Below are 15,416 nucleotides of genomic sequence, written 5' to 3' on the forward strand. Positions count from 1 at the left end.
TAACGTGTTTCGTCACGAACCGCCACATTGGAAAAGAAAATCGAGACAAATAAAAAATCCAATCTATTTGCTAACAAATTGGATTTCTAAATCAAATATTAGTTGTGTTGTCCGAAAAAACTTTTTATCACATTTCTGGTCCACGCTGATAATTGTAAACTAATGCAGCTGACAATAAGCCAACACTGCCGACCAAAACAATAATTGTCATGATACGTGTTTGGTTTGGATTGATCAACAAGCCAAGTGGATAAAATGTGAGTTGCTTATCCATTCCAAATATGATGTAAAAAAAGGTTACTAGTGCTCCTAAAATACCGGTGTACATACTTCGCGTAATGATCGCAATTGAGCTCGCAATTGCACCCCATAAAAAAGCCGTCGACACACCCCCAAGCACGAAGACTGGTATCAATATTTGATGATTAAAATGATGCAAAAAAATCACCCAGACCAACATGAAAAAGATAGTAATCAGCATTTCTTCAAAGACTCGCAGCATCCAAATCTTTCCTAATGAAAGGGACTTAATGTTTAATAAACTCGAAAAATCACGATCACTTTCTGGATAATTGACAGTACCGATCAAAATAAAGCCTATCAAACTCATATAGATTTCCGTGACCATGGCTGCTTGGGTAAGTTGAATTTCCCGAAAACTTATCATCAATGGTAATAATAAGACTAACCCCAGACAAACTAACAATTGCTTATTCACGATAATTTGATGTTGATACCAAAGCACCCGTGCCCAATTTTTAACTGTCATCGCGTCGATCACCCCGTTTCATGGAATTAACCCACACGGCCAAGAAAAATAGAATAATACTCAAAACAAGGTAACAAAACCGATTCAAATAAATACTTTGCTCAAGTTTATGATAAAGGACCCAGTTATCGGCGATATTAAAGCGAATTAATGGTGACCAAGTTGTATAGCCATTAATATCTGTTACTCCTAACGTAAACAAGCTTAATCCTAAACTCATAATCAGTGTCAAAACAGGGTTAAATAATTGAACAAGTAATAAAATCACTGCCGTAATAAATATCAGCGTTGGCAGAACAAACAACGAGATCGTTTTGAAAAAGGCAAATGGATCAACAGTCACGTTTAAAAATTGACCGACTTTGATTAATTGAAAGGTTGGAAAGATTGCGAGTAACAACACGGCCACATACAACGTACCAACAACTACGAGAAATTTATATCCTAAATAACGCCAAGTTGGCAGCGTTCGTCCCCCAAAAACATCTTGGCAATGCTCCTGCGCTTCTTTGGTAAAGTACAAAAGGATTGGAAAAATGCTAAAGAGCATCATAATAATGCCCATGTAGTCGCTAAACAAACGCGCAAACGGTCGCGTGAGTTGATCGACTTTTAGCTTTTGGTGATAATTTTGTAAGGCCGTTTTGTAAGTGAATTTTTTACCACTCGCAAACAAAGTTGTTAACTGAGCGGTCTGATAAATCGAACGGCCACCAATAATCGCATTTATACGCCGCGTAGTTTTCAAAAATTGTGCATAACTTATTCGCTGATAAAATTTCTTCCAAGTAACCTTCGTCACTCGCTTTTGCGTGATTGGTTGTTGCATTAATCGCTCGTAGGCATCCCGAATTTTTTGTTGATCTCGTTTATTCAAGTGCACATTTTTCAAAAACATGAGCGGATACGTGGGATACGTATTCTCTTGGTAATTCATCTGTAACGTTCCTAACACATCTTTCATAAGCACTTGATGGTCTATTTGATAAGATTCTCCGAAATCCTTGCTGGTGACCGTGGGTTTCATAAAATAATTAACTGCGTCATACCGGCCGGCTTCATGAAGTTGCGTAATTTGATGATTGACGGAACTTTGATATTGTGTAAAGTACAGGGCAAATGCCGCAAGAATAAACGCTAAAAAAGTTAAACTCTTCACAAAAAGTCCTAGTTCTGTTTTAAAAATCTTCATCATAATCACCCCTAATTAAGGCCAAATATTTAGCTTCCAACTTATCTGGATCCTTCACAAAATCACTTGTTTGTCCTTTAAAAACGAGTGATCCTTTTTCTAAAATCAGCAATTGATCACTGATATGGGCAATATCTTCTACAATGTGCGTTGAAAAGATCACAATACGTTTTCTTCCCAATTCACCAATAAGTTGGCGAAAATTGTCTCGTTCTTCTGGATCAAGCCCTACAGTGGGTTCATCCACAATCAATACTTGTGGATCGTTCAATAGTGCTTGTGCAATTCCTACGCGCTGTTTGAGGCCACCCGACAATTCCTTAATTTTATATTTGCGATACCGAGTTAAATTCAGCCTTGTTAACAGTCCTTCAATCCGGTCCGTTAAAAGCGACTGCTTAATTTCAGATAATAGTCCTAAATAATTAAGGGCATCTTCTACTCGCATATTGCGATAGAATTGAAAATTTTGTGGCAAATACCCTATTATAGTCCGAATCTTCCGCACTTCTGTGACAGAAATGTGATTTATCAAAACTTCACCAGCATCTTTCTTTAACAAAGTCGCCATGATTTTCATCAAGGTTGTTTTTCCGGCACCATTGCGTCCCAATAAACCTACCACACCGGTTGAAATTTCAAAATTGAGGTGTTTTAAAACTGGTTGTTGCTTAAAACTTTTATTTAAATTGGTGACCTGAATTTCTGTCATGATTTATTTTTCCTCCGGATTCCATGTTAAGATCCATGATTAAACACAGTACCATTAAAATGCCCTGACTGAGCAATGTCGCGGTCAGTCCCGCATTGAGTAAAATCAAAACTAACGTTGTTAAAATCATCACAAGTACTAACATAACTTTAAGCCGTCGTTGCCATTTTAACTGTCGTCTTTTGGTTACTTGTGCTTCTAGTTGCGCATCTTTTTCTAATTGACCGACTTTATTCCACATGTGAATTAAGAAAATACGATCTTCATCATTTTTCTTCATTTTTCAACCCTCTTAATTTCCACTTTAACCGGCTGCACCGAATTCTGGCGTTTCCCGCACTAATATTCATAAGCTCCGCAATTTCTTTAAATTTGAATCCATAATAAAAGCGCAGAATAACCAGATGATAGTCCTCCGCCTTTAAAAGTGGCTTTAAACTTTGGACATAATCGCCTGGCTCAGCTTGCTCAAACGAAATCGTAAAATTATCAATATCCACTTCTTCAATGCGGCGATTTTTGCGAATCCAATCAATAGCCTGATTTTTTAAGGCTTTGTAGAGATAAAATTTAAAGGACACTGGTACCCCAATCTGCTTGCGTTTGAAATAGATATTGGCGAACACATTTTGCGTCAAATCTTGGGCATAATAATTGTCTTTAATAATCTTAGTCACGTAAGTAATGGCAGAAAAACGATACTTCACGACTAAAGCCTCAAAGGCATTCTGATCATCTGTGCGCACTACCAATTCAAACAGCTCTTCGTCGCTTAGCATTGTCCTTCCACCTCCCTACACTTATAATACGAATTTAATCTGCTAATTGTTACATCTTTTTCGATTATTTTTTCTAAGCAGCAAGCCTCATAACCGTTATAGAAAATTTGTTAAAAACAAAAAAGCTTAAAAAAGATGTTTGCCGTGCATCTTTTTCAAGCTCTTTAATTCTTTAATCTGGCGAAAGGTGTTTTTTCAATACGTATGAAAGCAAACCCCATTTGACGTGTAATCACAAGATTTTGTTAATTTATTAATTCAATCCGGTATTACATGCGTATCAGACACCTTTTTAAACCAAATCGCACTTTGTTTGACATAACGTTTTTGAGTTGGAAAATCAACGAAAAACAACCCATATCGTTTGCTGTAGCCATTGGTCCAAGAAAATTGGTCTTGCAAGGACCAAATAAAGTAACCTTTAACATTGGCCCCTTCTGCAATCGCATCCGCAATGGCACCAAGATATTTTTTCAAATAATCTATGCGTTTAGGATCCGCAAGTACAGTATTTTTATTGACGTTACCCGGTAATTCTTCTTTAAGACCAATGCCATTTTCGGTGACATAAATTTCAGGCACTAACGGATAGTCGTTGTGGATACGCATCAGCATATCATGCATACCTCGTGGATAAATTGACCAGTCCCAGTCAGTAGTTTCAATGTTGTCTGGACGTTTTTCCTCACCAACACCATGCAAACGTGCCACGGAAGTACCTTTAGCTCCAGTTCCATTGTGGACAGTCTCTGATTTTCCATTATATTCTCGTAACCATTTGCTAAAGTAGTTATTGACCCCCACAAAATCCAATTGATGAGCAGCTTTATCAATCACATCAAGCTCTTCTGGCGTTGATTTGAACATCTTCTGATTATTTTTATCGAGAATTTCTTTAACAAGTGCCAAAGTTTCTGGAGCATATTTACCGGCTAAAGTGCCATCTAGATATAAACGATTTTCTAAAGCATCCTGCAACGCTGCTGCATGCCGATCACCTTCACTGTTTGAATAGGGATAAACTGTTTGTAGCGCGTGCACAATTCCAATTTTTCCACCCAAATCCATGGATTTGTATGCATTAACTACTCTCGCATGAGCAATCATTTGATTGTGCTCTGCCTGGAATGTTTTATCAAATCGACCACTTTCAGCAGGTGGAAAAGTGCCATTCGTGTACTGTTGAACCGCCATCGAAGTTGGCTCGTTGATCGTAATCCAATATTTCACTTCAGTGAATTCCTGAAAACAGAATTTAGCATATGCTACAAAAGCATCGACCATCTCTTGACTCAACCAGTCACCAGCTACATGTAACCGCTCTGGTGTGTCAAAATGGTGGAGTGTCACAAATGGTTCAATACCGTGTTGCTTACATGAAGCAAACAATTTGTGATAATAGGCAACACCACGTGGCTCTACAGCCCCTGTGCCATCTGGAAAAATACGTGACCAAGCAATGGAAACACGAATGACTTGAACACCATACTTTTCTGATAATGCTAAATCTTCATCATAACGGTGGTAAAAATCTGCAGCGGGATCCGGCGCAAAACGTCCTTCTTTTTTTAGAAAATCATCCCAAAGTACTTGTCCTTTTCCATCTTCTTTTGTAGCTCCCTCAACTTGATATGCAGCTGTAGCGCCACCCATCAAAAAATCTTTAGGTAATGTTTTGCTCATGTGTAAACTTCCTCCTATTTAATATTATCAGCAACAAATTTAATTGCCTTATCTGCATCACGTGTTAGTTCAATATACTGTTTGCCAGTAGTCGTTAGCAGTTGGACATCATAAGCATCCGTAATCTTTTTAAGATTGCCTTTCATACTCTCCATTTGTGGTGCTAAAATAACAAGATCCATATCGTGGATTAAATCCATATCCTGACCATAGGCTCGTGCGGCAGCATGAAGCGGTAAATTTCGTTCTTTAGCAACTTTGTTCAATGCGTTAGCAAGAATTCCACTTGTCCCACCACCAGCGCATAAGACTAAAACATTTGTTTCTTTAGTAATCGTTGCCTTACCCTTATTTTCGCTAGGCATTTCAACTTCAACAGTAGAATTATTTTCATCTATTCCAGCATCGTTTGTTGCTCCAGCCAATGCAGCATTTCCTACTTCATTACCAACAGATTTCTCTGCTTGTTCTTTTTGCTCTTCTTTTCTTTCACCCTCAAGAAGTTGATTATCATAAATCTTGACAAATGGTAAGTAGAAAAGCACATCGCCAACCAGCATTAGAGCCACTGCAATAAATGACAATGGAGCTAATCCAGTACTAATAATAATTCCAATTGGACCCGGAATTGTCCATGGCAATGTATAAATCATACTGTTCATTCCCAATGTTGTGACAAAAAACTTAAAGATAACTACATTAAGCATTGGAGTCAGTACCATTGGCAAAAAGAAAATCGGATTCATAATCATTGGAGCTCCAAACAAGACTGGTTCATTAACTCCAAACGAAACTGGAATAAAAGTAGCCTTTCCTAAAGCTCGCAATTGTTTAGACTTACATACGATCAAGAACAAATAGGCAACAACTAATGTGGCACCGGTACCCCCAAAATTCATAACATAATCTTGGGTATTTACTGTCAAAACATGCATGGCTTGAGATCCACCTTGAACTAATTTCAAATTAGCAGCCGTATTTGCAACTTCAAATGCCACAACAGCTGGTTGAACAATGGAAGGACCTTGAATTCCAATAAACCAGAAGAACCCCATGGCACCACCAATAATGGCTAATCCAATATACGAGTCACTCGCAGTAAATAATGGTGAAAGAAGTGCAATAATACCTTCTGGTAAATTTTTCCCATCAAATAAAGCACGAAATCCAATATCAAATGCCCAAAAAACAACTACGGAGGATGTCAGTGGAATCAAATCCTTAAAAGTTTGTGAAATATTTTGTGGGACTTGGGCAGGCATTTTAATAGTGACATTATTTTTAATACATACATAGTAAATATTAGGAACAATCAGTCCGACAATATATGCTGCTAATAAACCTTGTGTACCCATGTCTGCAAGAGTAACCCCAGAGCCAGCTGTTTTTACTGCCAAAATAATAAATGCAATTTGAGATGCGATCATAACCGATACAGGATTAATTCTGTTTGTTTTTGGCAAACTTAAATTTTTATAGTCGATAAGATTCTTAGAAGTCGTTGCTGCAATAAATAACGATAGTAATCCCATCGAGTAATTATAAGCAGTTAATAAATGATTAGTAACTTTTGTACTCCAGAAAAATCCCCAGGTATTTGGTAAATAAGCAATTAATAGAAAAACACTAGAGAACAAAATAATGGGCATTGAAGCAATAAAGCCATCTCGAATTGCTGATAAATACGGGTTGGCAGCAATTTTTTCAAAAGCAGGCTTCATTTTATCTGCAATTTTTTCAAACCTTTTCATCACAATCTTCCTTTCTAATTCGATTCAATTCCTAATTTTTCTTCCATTTTTCGAATCCGTTTATATTCATCAATAAAAAATCGAACTTGATCCATGAGCATCATAGTAGTCATTAATGTATCTTGCCCGTGAACCATGATAAACGTCACATCCATATCTGTTCCACCAGCTTCTTTTGAAAGAAGTTGCGTTTGCTCATTATGTGCATCAACAATCGACTCATTTGCTTTTTTTACAAGAGACTCTGCCTCAGAAAATTTACCAGCTCTTGCTGCATCCAAAGCTTGAATTAAAGCTGTTTTTGCATCCCCTGCGTAAGCTACAATAGCGAAACCTACCATTGATATTTCTTCTTTAGTTGCCATAATTGAATCCTCACTCTCTAATTTTTTGACTTTTCATTAATCAATCTCTGTATATGGATAACAAAATACATTTTTTCATTATTGCTTAACTTTAAATTTAAGCGTCGTTCGAGTTCAACAAAAATTGCCTCAGCAATTTCTGCGGATTTTGGATAATTCTCCATTAACTCATCTTTGAGTTGGGTCATAAAATTTGTATTACCCGTTTCTTGATTATCAATTCGGTCCATCAAGTACTGCATATGAATCATTAATCGATCATAAAAATTTCGATTTTTCTCCGTTCGTATAATATGGTGTTGTTTAAAAACCGCTTGAACAACCGAATTTGCATCTTCGCGATTTTTCTGACCCACATCATCAACTTTAGTTGACGTTCCTTTCGCATTAATGAAGTGAAGTGCAATATTTTGCATTTCCGAATCTGGTAGACGAATATGCAAATTTTTATTAATTATTTTAAGTGCATCTTTCGCAATTTGATATTCAACTGGATACTGTTCATGCATATCTGGAACTAAACTCGCCTTATACTTTCCTGCTTCAAAAATTTGATAAGCGCCATAGATATGATCACTTAATGTAATATAAATATAATCCAAAACAGAAAACTGATACTTCTCTTTAGCATTATCAATAATTTCGAATGTCGTTGTCACAATATCCAATGGTATGTCTTTCAAAAGATACGATAAATTATCTTGAGATTCTTTAGATTCTAAGTAAAAAATTTTTTCGATCTTCTTCGATGACATGGAATCCCCCATCTTTTTCTTAAAGTAAACTCCTTTTCCCATGACAATAGCCTGTTTCCGATCTCCTAGGCTGACCAGAGCAACGTTATTGTTTAATATTTGGACAATTCGCATCATGCAATCACCTCCTCAAGACAAAAAAAGACAAGACCACAAACAATCAAGAAAATTGTTTGTGGTCTTGCCTAATTTGATAGTAACAATCCACCGATATTTTATGAACAAATTCATATTACATCATTCGCTATAAAATGTAAACGCTTTATTTTATTTTTGCTGATTTACTTTCTTTAAAAAGACCTCATACAACTAAGTCTTGGCAAGTATCACCACTTATTAATCTGCATTGTCAGGGCATCTGTTAGACAAAATTCACCATCCAAACCATATTTCTCTTTAATCAGCTAGAAGTGACTAAATTCTTCATCATATAGCTATTTTAGTTGTGAAATTTAATGATTATAAATACTTCAAAAGTGAAGTTCGATAAACTTTTTCGCCATCACCATCACGGATAATTTTCCATAGTTTTGCAGCATCCTGTAATTTATTTTGACGTTGTTTATTGATTGGATCCGCACAAAAATCTTTCACAAATTGATTCCATTGATAACTTCGATCATCTTCATGGGTATCAATTTTAACTTTGCCATCATGAATATCAATTAGTGTTTAAATTGTCATCGTTGTATTGTCTTGATGCTTGGCTTGACGAATGGCCACCGCCATCTGTTTGCTGAATTTAAAGTGAGGCGTTTTATAATAGGTCTCTAAAAAGGCGCGTAACTGTGCATTCAGTTTAACCCCATCTAAAATCTTTGTGGTTAAGGTTAATTCCGTGACCGTGTTTTTATTCTGAAAGTTTTTCTGCCTGCCGGACGGCAATTTGTGATCCAACTTTGTGATAATACGTTTATTTAATTCTGCTTAGACACTTTTACTGCTTCAATACGATTATGAACCCCTAACTTGCTAAAAATAGCTGATAAGTAATTTCGTACAGTCCCATCTGAAAGAAACAAACTTGATGCAATTTCTTTAGTAGAAACGCCTTTGTCAGCTTCTTTCAACACAGCCAACTCGCGACTTGTTAGCGGATTACTATCCGCCGATATCATATTTACTACCAATTCAGGCGCATAAATGGTTTTTCCGGCCATGATTTTCGTCCCTCCTTGCTTGATAAGCTGAGTATAGAAGTCTTTTTTCTGATTGTCGGCATTTATTGAATAAGTGGTTTATTTAGTTACCTAAGTGGTTCATTTATCCCAATAAAAAAAGACCCTCAAGGTTACCCTCGAAGATCATATCCAAACAGGCGATCCATAAAAATATGACTCAACCAAATCAAACTAATCATCCCTAGAATGACTGAATTTTGCATAACTGCTAAAGCTAGCAATGGACCTGCCAGCAACAGCGTATGGCCAAGATCGTATACAAAATTACCAACTCGTTCATTAACTAAAAAGCCGACTGCACTTATATCAGGAATCAAAATTCCAATTAAAAACCAACCCCAGCTATATTCATAATGGTTAAAATAAGCGAATATAACGGCGATTAACAAAACGCCAGCTTCAAGTTTTAAGAACCAAGCTTTCATTTTCATGTCAATTCACCTCACAAAACATGGTCCAAGATTGTATTACACAACACAATTAGTAAGTAAATCACGGTCATTGTTTTGAAATTCTGAACGTACATAAGGCTTCCCGTTCCACCAAATATTACGACTTCACTAATTATTCTTCCAAATTCTGGTAAGCGATGTAGCGACTTTGGTGCCATATATCTTCCCCAATAAAGTATGACTAGGATCGGAATTATGATTGCACCGAAAAAACTATAAAATCCGGTAAACCGCATGCCACATTTAATAATTGAGTAAATGGTAGCTAGTTCCACGCAGAATCGAACGGCGTCATTAATTTTTTTCATGTCTTTACACACCACCAGTTAATTCATTTCGTTTCAATCTCACTATCTCGTTTTTATCAGTATAACTTGAAACTAAGGTCACAGGTCAATGCATTTGCCCTCACAAATTAGCCTGCCACAAAGCCACCAAAAATAAAATTGATCCCTGGTTTATCGTTTTAATGCCAGAACATTACAAATACAGCATTAACAAGTTTTCGTCCGAGTGAAATCTTAATCTTTTTACCATCAGCTTGATATTTTCTTTGAAAGTAAACCGGCCGTTCATGCGCATAAATGCCGGCTACCCAGCTCTCTTGAGAATCCTTCTTCCAGTATAAAGGCTTGCTATATGGTTCACTCATAAGCACATCCACGTATTGGTACGCCCCAAAGAAGTTATCAGTCATAAATTGACGTATTCCTTTAGCATCATAGTTAGTTCTTGGTGCAGCCCAACGTGTCAGTTGATATTGATGCGTCAATTTCTCCCATTCTTCTTGCTTATCTTTAGGTAACTGTGACAGTGCTGCTGTAAATGGTTTCGTATTTGTGGGAGTTGTATAAATTAAAGCATGCGACAAATTGATAGATGTTGCTTGCCAAATTTGTAAGCTCTCTGGATGCGACTCAAATCGTTGATAAAGTTGCTTAATTTGATAACTTCGCCAAGCTCGCCAGACCAAGCCAAACAAGAAAGCAATTTCACCGGCAATCACAATGTATCCCGTCCACCCCAGATACATTGGATGACTAAGTACCAGCCAAATATTGTGACTTAATTGACCAAGAACCTGCAGCTTTGCGGCACCTGAACTGACAAGCACCAATTCAAATACAAGACCAACATAATTCAGGATTAACCCCATAAAGATAACAAAAGCTATCCAAAAGACAAACTGCGCCAGAATGTGCCAACTATTTTCATAATTAAGTGTTTTTTTGAATCGCTTATAGGATCGCAATGTCTGAATTAATTGTGCGTTTAGTTTGTTTTTATCCATTTTAAACTCCATTTTTTGGTAAAAGATGCTTAATTATACCATTATAAGCAAACTAAACCGGATAAAATAAAAAAAGTGTGTGCTTATCCATCAAAAATTCCAATGGGGCACACACAAATTCTTATTTATATTCTTGTTGATCGTCTTCTAAACGTTCCTCTAACACTTGAATGGCTTGATTCGTAGTTTCGATTTCTTCAACAACTTCCGACAAGGTCTGGCCTTCGGAACTATAACCCTTGTAGGTTGCCGTCACATACTCATTTTCTTCCAACTGACGCACACGTTCCCTTAAATTTCCCAATTCTTCAATTAAGCGTTCATACTCACGATCAGTCATCTCGCTACCTCATCTTCCTTAGTCTCTCTATCTACGCTAAAGCTTCCGGCGCCTCTAATTGAGGCCCTTTCCCTTCACGCGCCAAGACCCAGTTGTCATAGTTCCACTCCTCGGTGGCACGTCGTGAACGCATGTAATCCCAGCGCGATTCACGTTCCACTTCCATAACTTGTCCACCGGGACCAATCGTAACCCAGTTGTAAGACCCATTTGCATGGGCAAATTTCACCCACAAAACATCAAAGTCTACTCGTTGACCACGACCGGTCAGATAAAATCTTTTTAGGGTGTCGATTCGCATAAACTGTAGCCCTTGTGCGTAATCAGCATCTAAGTTTTGCCACACCCCAATCGCCTGTTGAACTAAACCGTCTTCACTAGGCAACGAGAGATCTGGATTTCCCAAAAAGTTATTATAACTAATCAGGCGATCGTCATCCCCAAAAACTAGCGTAAGGTGGGCATTATTGGGCACAATTGCTTGTTCGCGTTGATAACGTTCCACCCGCACTTCTTCACCATTTCTTTGGCGTTGGGTTGAAGACACTAAGCTAAAGCCATCAGGAATCATCAAGTCACGATCAAGCCGATTTTGAATCAATACATATTCAGCCATGTGAATCACTCTCCATTCTTTTTATCAACTACGACAACAAATCATCTAAACCAGTCTCCATTTTTCCCACCAACCGTCTTAGCATTAACACTTCATCTGAAGTCAACGCCTGAACAACCTCTTGATTAATTGTGGGTAATCGAATCACTAACTGCTGATATTTCTCTTGACCAAGCGGTGTTAACTTCACCACCCGAACGCGCTTGTCGTTGGCAGACTTTTCTTTTGAAACGTATCCTAATTTGATCAATCGGTTTAACCGCCTCGTCACATTGCTGGGATTTAGAAATATTTGTTTAAAAAGGTCGTCTTGCGTGATTTTGCCTTTATCTCCAATTTTTAAAATAAAAAAGTAAGTGCTGGCGCTCAGGCCTAAATCTTTGAGTTCGCTATTGAGATATTGACTAACTTTATGAGAAACCGTGTTGATTGCCCTAATATGGCCATCTAGTTCATTTTCTGACATGTTTTCGATCCTTTCTAATTGCATAGATAATATAAAATAATGCCCCGCACAGAAGTAAGAGTCCCGCCGCATACGTCCAGCGTTGTGCCAGTAAAAATGTTTGTTTTGACACCCCAATGGCCGTATCGATTTCGCGATGATTGAGTAGGGACAAAACGCGATAAAATATGACTGTCGATAAGGTCGTCCCCAAGACTAAACCGAATTCTCTGACCAAAGAATTGGTGGAACCCGCCATTCCTCGAAGCTTCGCGGGCACAGATTGCATGACAAGGACGCTATTAGGCGTGCCAAACACAGCCGTTCCCGCCGCCATCACAGCAGAAAGGACAATGAAGTACCACGGCTCAAGCTTTCCGGTCAAAAATAGCAACCCAACTTGAACTCCAATTAAAATCAGCATCCCCACAGCCATTTCGATATGTTGATTATAGTGGTCAGAAATATATCCTGCTGCTGGTGATGCAATCATAGAAACCACCGGTGCCACCATCAATAAAACACCCGAAAATTGTGTAGAATAATTTAAAATTAGCTGTAAATATAGAGGCGCCAAAATGGTGAAAAAGTAAGACACAATAAAACTTAGAAAAGCTACCACAATGCTTTTTCGAAACATAGCGTTACGAAAGATTGTTAAATTTAGTAAGGGTTGTGTCGCCCTTTTTTCCATTCTTACAAACTGCCAACTGAAAAGAATCATCAGGAGAAATAAAAGCACCGTAACCACGACATGCACATTTAACTGCATCGTCAACAGATAGAGACAACTAGCTGCCAATGCTAACAGCGTTGCCCCATGCCAATCAATCCCTTTTGCTTTTTGAGGCTTACTTTTCGGAAAGGCGACTAACTCAATGCCCAAACAAATAATGCCGATGGGTAAATTAATCCAAAAGATGTACCCCCATGGTAAGCTGCCCAATATGATCCCACCTAAACCGGGACCTGCTAAGGCACCTAACGAAATGAAAATACTTTCCACACCAAACGCGCTACCCAACTGTTTTGCAGGAAAAGTATCCGTGACAATCGCATAACTATTGGCCATCGTCATACTCGCACCGATACCTTGAACAAAACGGCCAACCAGCACTAGTTCTAAAACCTGACCCACTCCCGCGACAAAGGACCCTAGTAAGAAAATAAAAGTCCCAATTTCAAAAATTCTGACCCGTCCATACTGATCCCCAAATTGACCAAACAATAATAAAGTCGCACAAATTGTAATTAAATACACGGAAATAATTAAGGTTGTGGCCCCGGTCGCTGTATTTAAGCTCTGTGAGATTTGTGGAATGGCAATTGCTACAATACTGCCATCGACAATCACCATAAAAAAGAAAATTCCTAATATTGACAATATTAACCAACGTCTATTTTGTGATAGCATGTGATCACCCTCTGGATGTATCATGCGCTATTTTATTTGCTTAAGCAAATAAAATGACTTCATTTGCCCAACATACCTAAAAGGTCCCGCTGCTATCACTAAAAACAGTAATCAAAAAGGAGCAACTTTCTATCAGGAAGATAAGAAGTTGCTCCTTTTTATAAAATCATTTGATTCTAGTTTTCGTCATGTTTGCGACGCTTGATACCAAATAACGCTAACATCATGCCTAATAATGATACTCCAATCATTTCTTCGGTTTGGTCCTTATTTTCATCAGTCTGTGGTAACTTTCCTTGAGTAGCGTGTGTTAACGGCACATTCTTCTTAGTCGTAGTTCGTGTGCCCGCTACGCCATTAATCACATTAGAACCATGTGTGCCGTTCTGTTCGCCTAAAGGATGCCCACTGTTAGGATGAGCATTATGACCGTTAGAACCGTTGCTGTCTTGACCACCATTACCGCCATGATTGCCCGTATTAGGAGCCTCAGGTTTGTGTCCCGGACCCACTTCGCCAGGCTGTTTAATCGCTTGATAACGAACCACCACGATCGAATTTTCAGGTTGTGTCATGGTTGCGTTTGGAATAAGCTCAGCCACATCGCCACTGTGAGAGTAACCTGCAAGATCCGGCGTATGAACAGCTTCATAGACTCCTTGAGGGGTGTACGAAACTTCACCAGTAGTCTTGTTGGTTGCCACTTTATAAACAACCGTTTCAACGACATCATGCGGTGTCTTATTACCAGCACCCTGATAATGAATTGTTCGCGTAACGGTAATTTCACTGTACTCAATTTCATTAATTGGTGTATAGGTAACAGTCACTTTCAAATCAGTCGGTTCACTAGTTGAAGTTGTAGGCGTTACTTCACTCACATTGCCGCTATTCTTAAACCCATTAATTTCAGGTGTGTTAACAGCTGCATAACTTCCTTGTGGTGTATAGGTAGACACGCCAGTTGCTTTGCTTGTCGCCACATCATAGATCAAAGTTTGAACCACGTCTTTAGGTGTCCGCGCACCGGCACCAGTGTAATGAACTGTCCGGGTAACGGTCACTTGACTATGCGTGATCACGTCATGAATCGTGTACGTGCCGCTGACAAAGCTACCATCGCTAAAGTTGTAGTTAGGATTTGCTGCGGCAACTTTCGCTTTACCACTCTCATTTAAGATAACTTCGTAACTACCCACATTCGTTGGAACTCCATCAACCACTTGACCAGTTACCTTATCAATAAATGTGAAGTCATCATTTGTTAGATTACCAGGATCTTTAACCTTAGATCCAGGTGTCACAACAAAGGTCGGTGAATTTTCACCATAATACGACGTTGCATCACTGACACTGAAGCTTGTGGATTTGTCTGATGGATCTGTGGTGGCTGGAAGAATTGTATATTGTCCGACCCCACTTACGGAATCTGCCGTGTACTGGTAATTTGGATCCACCTTATTTAAGTTCGCAATGCCTGCGGCACTTAGTTGGACATCATAGGTGCCCACGTCGGTTGGGTCCGCCGTCTTAAACTCGAGATCGCCAGCTTGTAACGTGTACTTCTCGCCATTGCTCAACTCGACGCTGTATTTACTTTCGTCAAGCGTGCCGGCTTTCCCATCATAGGTTTTGCCATTCTGGCCACTTAACTGAATCGTCCCTGTGGCC

19 protein-coding genes and 1 pseudogene are annotated in these 15,416 nt (G+C 38.5%); all 20 read right to left on the bottom strand.

Annotated elements, in window-relative coordinates; genetic code table 11:
• Window positions 1-127: 127 nt before the first annotated feature.
• Window positions 128-769: a hypothetical protein gene (locus IV80_RS03110; protein WP_057749381.1), complete on the bottom strand. Its 642-nt coding sequence runs from the start codon at window positions 767-769 to the stop codon at window positions 128-130.
• Complete coding sequence (locus IV80_RS03115; protein WP_057749384.1) at window positions 759-1,961, bottom strand: ABC transporter permease; 1,203 nt, start codon at window positions 1,959-1,961, stop codon at window positions 759-761. The genes IV80_RS03110 and IV80_RS03115 overlap by 11 nt, the downstream gene beginning before the upstream one ends.
• The gene (locus tag IV80_RS03120; RefSeq protein WP_057749386.1) at window positions 1,948-2,673 is read right to left on the bottom strand and encodes an ATP-binding cassette domain-containing protein; all 726 of its coding nucleotides are present in this window, start codon (window positions 2,671-2,673) and stop codon (window positions 1,948-1,950) included. Before IV80_RS03120 ends, IV80_RS03115 begins: the two co-directional genes overlap by 14 nt.
• On the bottom strand, window positions 2,642-2,953 hold the full coding sequence (locus IV80_RS03125; protein WP_057749389.1) for a hypothetical protein: 312 nt from the start codon (window positions 2,951-2,953) through the stop codon (window positions 2,642-2,644). Before IV80_RS03125 ends, IV80_RS03120 begins: the two co-directional genes overlap by 32 nt.
• Window positions 2,940-3,452 (bottom strand): RNA polymerase sigma factor, encoded by a 513-nt coding sequence (locus IV80_RS03130; RefSeq protein ID WP_057749392.1) that lies wholly within the window; start codon window positions 3,450-3,452, stop codon window positions 2,940-2,942. The genes IV80_RS03125 and IV80_RS03130 overlap by 14 nt, the downstream gene beginning before the upstream one ends.
• Window positions 3,453-3,710: 258 nt before the next feature.
• Window positions 3,711-5,135, bottom strand: coding sequence for a 6-phospho-beta-galactosidase (gene lacG / locus IV80_RS03135; RefSeq protein WP_057749394.1), 1,425 nt, complete (start codon window positions 5,133-5,135; stop codon window positions 3,711-3,713).
• A gap of 14 nt (window positions 5,136-5,149) precedes the next feature.
• Window positions 5,150-6,886 (bottom strand): PTS lactose transporter subunit IIBC, encoded by a 1,737-nt coding sequence (locus IV80_RS03140; RefSeq protein WP_057749398.1) that lies wholly within the window; start codon window positions 6,884-6,886, stop codon window positions 5,150-5,152.
• A gap of 14 nt (window positions 6,887-6,900) precedes the next feature.
• A complete protein-coding gene (locus tag IV80_RS03145) occupies window positions 6,901-7,251 on the bottom strand; it encodes a PTS lactose/cellobiose transporter subunit IIA (RefSeq protein ID WP_057749401.1) in 351 nt (116 codons plus the stop codon).
• A gap of 17 nt (window positions 7,252-7,268) precedes the next feature.
• Entirely contained in the window at window positions 7,269-8,123 is an 855-nt protein-coding gene (locus IV80_RS03150; RefSeq protein ID WP_057749404.1) for a PRD domain-containing protein, read from the bottom strand.
• A 342-nt stretch (window positions 8,124-8,465) separates the two neighbouring features.
• Entirely contained in the window at window positions 8,466-8,600 is a 135-nt protein-coding gene (locus tag IV80_RS10230; RefSeq protein WP_261763752.1) for a hypothetical protein, read from the bottom strand.
• Between the two features lie 78 nt (window positions 8,601-8,678).
• On the bottom strand, window positions 8,679-8,891 hold the full coding sequence (locus IV80_RS03155) for a hypothetical protein (RefSeq protein ID WP_057749407.1): 213 nt from the start codon (window positions 8,889-8,891) through the stop codon (window positions 8,679-8,681).
• A gap of 32 nt (window positions 8,892-8,923) precedes the next feature.
• Window positions 8,924-9,172: pseudogene (locus tag IV80_RS03160) on the bottom strand (response regulator transcription factor); the annotation flags it as partial.
• A 125-nt stretch (window positions 9,173-9,297) separates the two neighbouring features.
• Window positions 9,298-9,618 carry a DUF4260 family protein gene (locus tag IV80_RS03165; protein WP_057749410.1) on the bottom strand — a complete coding sequence of 107 codons (321 nt, stop codon included), beginning with the start codon at window positions 9,616-9,618 and terminating at the stop codon, window positions 9,298-9,300.
• A gap of 11 nt (window positions 9,619-9,629) precedes the next feature.
• Window positions 9,630-9,947, bottom strand: coding sequence for a YrdB family protein (locus IV80_RS03170; protein ID WP_057749413.1), 318 nt, complete (start codon window positions 9,945-9,947; stop codon window positions 9,630-9,632).
• 158 nt (window positions 9,948-10,105) lie between these two features.
• Window positions 10,106-10,930, bottom strand: a complete 825-nt coding sequence (locus IV80_RS03175) for a hypothetical protein (protein ID WP_057749416.1) — start codon at window positions 10,928-10,930, stop codon at window positions 10,106-10,108.
• 121 nt (window positions 10,931-11,051) lie between these two features.
• Entirely contained in the window at window positions 11,052-11,270 is a 219-nt protein-coding gene (locus IV80_RS03180; protein WP_057749419.1) for a hypothetical protein, read from the bottom strand.
• A 31-nt stretch (window positions 11,271-11,301) separates the two neighbouring features.
• A complete protein-coding gene (locus IV80_RS03185) occupies window positions 11,302-11,868 on the bottom strand; it encodes a hypothetical protein (RefSeq protein ID WP_186806046.1) in 567 nt (188 codons plus the stop codon).
• Between the two features lie 46 nt (window positions 11,869-11,914).
• Window positions 11,915-12,352: a MarR family winged helix-turn-helix transcriptional regulator gene (locus IV80_RS03190; RefSeq protein ID WP_057749425.1), complete on the bottom strand. Its 438-nt coding sequence runs from the start codon at window positions 12,350-12,352 to the stop codon at window positions 11,915-11,917.
• The gene (locus tag IV80_RS03195; RefSeq protein ID WP_057749427.1) at window positions 12,339-13,745 is read right to left on the bottom strand and encodes an MFS transporter; all 1,407 of its coding nucleotides are present in this window, start codon (window positions 13,743-13,745) and stop codon (window positions 12,339-12,341) included. Before IV80_RS03195 ends, IV80_RS03190 begins: the two co-directional genes overlap by 14 nt.
• Before the next feature lie 176 nt (window positions 13,746-13,921).
• On the bottom strand, window positions 13,922-15,416 hold a 1,495-nt coding region (locus tag IV80_RS03200), incomplete at its 5' end, for an MBG domain-containing protein (RefSeq protein WP_157048826.1).

Origin of the sequence: Pediococcus cellicola (genome assembly GCF_001438655.1) — a bacterium.
Classification (GTDB): domain Bacteria; phylum Bacillota; class Bacilli; order Lactobacillales; family Lactobacillaceae; genus Pediococcus; species Pediococcus cellicola.

Bases quoted from the DNA above. Each gene is read 5' to 3' on its own strand.
- IV80_RS03190 (WP_057749425.1), bottom strand. From the start codon at position 12,352: ATGTCAGAAAATGAACTAGATGGCCATATTAGGGCAATCAACACGGTT.
- IV80_RS03165 (WP_057749410.1), bottom strand. From the start codon at position 9,618: ATGAAAATGAAAGCTTGGTTCTTAAAACTTGAAGCTGGCGTTTTGTTA.
- IV80_RS03115 (WP_057749384.1), bottom strand. From the start codon at position 1,961: ATGAAGATTTTTAAAACAGAACTAGGACTTTTTGTGAAGAGTTTAACT.
- lacG (WP_057749394.1), bottom strand. From the start codon at position 5,135: ATGAGCAAAACATTACCTAAAGATTTTTTGATGGGTGGCGCTACAGCT.
- IV80_RS03125 (WP_057749389.1), bottom strand. From the start codon at position 2,953: ATGAAGAAAAATGATGAAGATCGTATTTTCTTAATTCACATGTGGAAT.
- IV80_RS03145 (WP_057749401.1), bottom strand. From the start codon at position 7,251: ATGGCAACTAAAGAAGAAATATCAATGGTAGGTTTCGCTATTGTAGCT.
- IV80_RS03195 (WP_057749427.1), bottom strand. From the start codon at position 13,745: ATGCTATCACAAAATAGACGTTGGTTAATATTGTCAATATTAGGAATT.
- IV80_RS03180 (WP_057749419.1), bottom strand. From the start codon at position 11,270: ATGACTGATCGTGAGTATGAACGCTTAATTGAAGAATTGGGAAATTTA.
- IV80_RS03120 (WP_057749386.1), bottom strand. From the start codon at position 2,673: ATGACAGAAATTCAGGTCACCAATTTAAATAAAAGTTTTAAGCAACAA.
- IV80_RS03170 (WP_057749413.1), bottom strand. From the start codon at position 9,947: ATGAAAAAAATTAATGACGCCGTTCGATTCTGCGTGGAACTAGCTACC.
- IV80_RS03150 (WP_057749404.1), bottom strand. From the start codon at position 8,123: ATGATGCGAATTGTCCAAATATTAAACAATAACGTTGCTCTGGTCAGC.
- IV80_RS03130 (WP_057749392.1), bottom strand. From the start codon at position 3,452: ATGCTAAGCGACGAAGAGCTGTTTGAATTGGTAGTGCGCACAGATGAT.
- IV80_RS03110 (WP_057749381.1), bottom strand. From the start codon at position 769: ATGACAGTTAAAAATTGGGCACGGGTGCTTTGGTATCAACATCAAATT.
- IV80_RS03140 (WP_057749398.1), bottom strand. From the start codon at position 6,886: ATGAAAAGGTTTGAAAAAATTGCAGATAAAATGAAGCCTGCTTTTGAA.
- IV80_RS03175 (WP_057749416.1), bottom strand. From the start codon at position 10,930: ATGGATAAAAACAAACTAAACGCACAATTAATTCAGACATTGCGATCC.